This window comes from Liquorilactobacillus uvarum DSM 19971 (assembly GCF_001434935.1).
GTDB lineage: Bacteria > Bacillota > Bacilli > Lactobacillales > Lactobacillaceae > Liquorilactobacillus > Liquorilactobacillus uvarum.
The window spans coordinates 1-415 of the sequence record NZ_AZEG01000119.1 but is presented as its reverse complement, the minus strand read 5'-3'; the positions used below and the strand labels follow the sequence as shown (position 1 = coordinate 415).

Here is a 415-nt window from a genome sequence, read left to right as displayed (position 1 = left end):
GTTTATCACGCCTGCCTGTCACGCAGGAGATCGCCGGTTCAAATCCGGCTAGGACCGCTTATAGTTAAGAAACTTTTGATTATATTTACACTTATGGCTCGGTAGCTCAGTCGGTAGAGCAATGGATTGAAGCTCCATGTGTCGGCAGTTCGATTCTGTCCCGCGCCATAAAAATTATGCGGGTGTAGTTTAGTGGTAAAACCACAGCCTTCCAAGCTGTTGTCGCGAGTTCGATTCTCGTCACCCGCTTATTATCTTGTTCTAATATGGAGAAGTACTCAAGTGGCTGAAGAGGCGCCCCTGCTAAGGGTGTAGGTCGCGAAAGCGGCGCGAGGGTTCAAATCCCTCCTTCTCCGTTTTTTGACCCGTTGGTCAAGTGGTTAAGACACCGCCCTTTCACGGCGGTAACATGGGT

The 415-nt window shown here is 49.9% G+C and carries 3 tRNA genes; all 3 read left to right on the top strand.

The features are described 5' to 3' along the window. Nucleotides 1–95 precede the first annotated feature (95 nt). Nucleotides 96–168 (top strand) — tRNA-Phe (locus tag FD20_RS12720). Nucleotides 169–178: 10 nt separating this feature from the next. Beyond that, nucleotides 179–249 (top strand) — tRNA-Gly (locus FD20_RS12715). Nucleotides 250–268: 19 nt separating this feature from the next. Continuing rightward, nucleotides 269–356 (top strand) — tRNA-Ser (locus FD20_RS12710). The last annotated feature ends 59 nt before the right edge of the window (nt 357–415 follow it).